This is a genomic window from Tissierellales bacterium (genome assembly GCA_035301805.1).
In the GTDB taxonomy this organism is placed as follows: Bacteria; Bacillota; Clostridia; order Tissierellales; family DATGTQ01; genus DATGTQ01.
Genome location: DATGTQ010000054.1, coordinates 1 through 2448, shown reverse-complemented (window position 1 = coordinate 2448; position 2448 = coordinate 1). Strand labels below are relative to the sequence as shown.

Sequence of the window (2448 nt, the reverse complement as noted above, 5' to 3'; positions counted from 1 at the left end):
ATTAGATTTTTTATTTAACTCTTCATAACTTACAGCTTCATCTTCATATACTAAGGCTGTTTTATTAGGATATTTATTAACTATTTCTTCAAATATTTCTTTAACATTAAGGTCATTATTATAATTTATTTCAGGGTTATTGAAAACTTTAGTAATTTTATATTTTTCTTCATCTGTAAGTGAATCTAATTCTCCAATTTTTTGTTCCATATCTTCTGCTATTACTAATAACAACTGGGTAAAGCGATTCATTATAGCTTCAATACTTTTCCGTTTAAATAAATCTGTATTATATATACAATCTAGGTGATATCCCTTTTCCTTATAAGACATTTCTATGTCTATATCAAATTTTGCTAAAAGTTCCCCATAGAAAACATCCTTAACTTCCATATTGTTAAATCCAAGAGTAAAATCTGCTGCATTTTGTAATGCAAAGGATACATCAAATAATGGATTTCTACTAGGATCTCTTTTATCAATAACCTTATCTACTAATTCTTCAAAAGGATATTCTTGATTCTCATAAGCACCTAAACAATGGCCCTTTATTTCTTCAAAAAATCTCTTAAGGGTTTTATCAGATTCTGGATATCCTCTCATAGCAAGGGTATTTACAAACATTCCTAACATTTTTTCTGTGTCCTTATGAATTCTTCCAGCTATAGGACTTCCAATAACAATATCATCCTGATAGCTATATTGATGAAGAGTAATCATAAGACCACCAAGTAAAACCATATACTCTGTCAAATCACTTGCCCTAGCAAAATCCTGTATTCTCTTAGTAAATTCTTCTCCTAAATCAATAGAAACTAAATCTCCGTTAGAACTTTTAGTCTTTGCCCTTGGAGCATCATAGGGTAGGTTTAAAGCTTCTACTGGTGTTTTATAAACCTTATTCCAATATTCTTTTTGAGAAGATATATCCCTAGAAATTATCCATTGGCTATAGTCTTTATATTGAACCTTTAAATCTTCTAATTCTTCACCATTATATGAAGCTATAAACTCCTCTATAAAAATCTTTATACTAAGGGCATCTGATATCATATGATGAGTATCAAATAATATATGGCCATGATTGTCAGACAATTTAATTAGTTTTAACCTTACTAATGGAGCTTTATCTACTTCAAAAGGCTTTATAAATTCTCTCATAATTTCTTTCTTATATAATTCAGTACTAAAATCTCTTGTATCCGTTGAATGATCTAAAATACTGATATCAGGTTCTATATCTTTATTTATTTTTTGTATAAACTTTCCGTCTTCTGCATGAAAACTACTTCTAAGTACTTCATGACGCTTTATTAAATCTTTAAATGCTTTAGATAAAAGTTCAATATCAAATTTCCCCTTAACTTCAATTCCAAAGGGCATATTATAAGATGTTGATTCTGGATTCATCTCTTGTAATGTGAATAATCTTTTCGGCGAAGAAGTTATAGGGTAGGTTAATGCCTTTTCAGCTAAAGGTATAGATTCAAATTTTCTAATTTCAAGAGTATCTATTAAATTAGCTAAATCCTTTACAATTGGATATTCAAAAATATTTGAAACAGTTATATCCTTACCCATATCTTCCTTTATTAGATTGACAAGTTCCATAGCAAGAATACTATGACCACCTAGTTCAAAAAAATTATCTGTTTTTCCAACCTTATCTATATTCAATAGTTCCTTATAAATTTGGCAGAGTTTTTTCTCTATTAAGGTTGTTGGCCCTACATATTCATTTTCTCTTGCATATTCAATAGCTGGTAAAGCTCTTTTATCAAGCTTTCCATTAACAGTTAAAGGTATTTTATCTATAGCTTTAAAATACCGAGGAATCATATAATCAGGTAATTCTCTTTTTATATCTTCCTTTAACTTAAATATATCTAATTCCCGTCCTTCCCCCATCACTATATAAGCTAGAAGAGTTTTATTGCCTTCTCCTATTTCCTCCACTATTACTACCGAATCTTCTATTCCTTCTTGTTTAGCTAGTACTTCTTCAATCTCTTTTGTTTCAATCCTATAACCTCTTATTTTAACTTGTCCATCTATTCTACCTAAAAACTCTATATTTCCATCAGGTAACCATCTAACAAGGTCTCCACTTCGGTACATAGTACCTTCTCCAAAAGGATTTTCTACAAACATCTCTTTTGTAAGCTCTTCTCTATTTAAATAACCTCTACTTATTCCAAGCCCTGTTATACATAATTCTCCTGGCATTCCTATACCACAGAGCTTATCTTTATTCATAACATATACTTGGGTTCCAGTTATAGGTTTTCCTATAGGAATTATTTCAAAGTCTTCTGGTATTTCATAAGTTGTTGTAAAAGTTGTATTTTCTGTTGGACCATAGCCATTTATAATTTTAATTTCTGGATACATTTTCTTAAACTTTTTTATATGTGTGTCAGATAATTTCTCTCCACCTACTAGTAAATA

Annotated in this window: 1 protein-coding gene; it reads right to left on the bottom strand. The window is 29.6% G+C overall.

What is annotated here, in order from left to right:
- The coding region (locus VK071_02400; GenBank protein HLR34160.1) for a condensation domain-containing protein at positions 1-2448 on the bottom strand (2448 nt) is incomplete at both ends.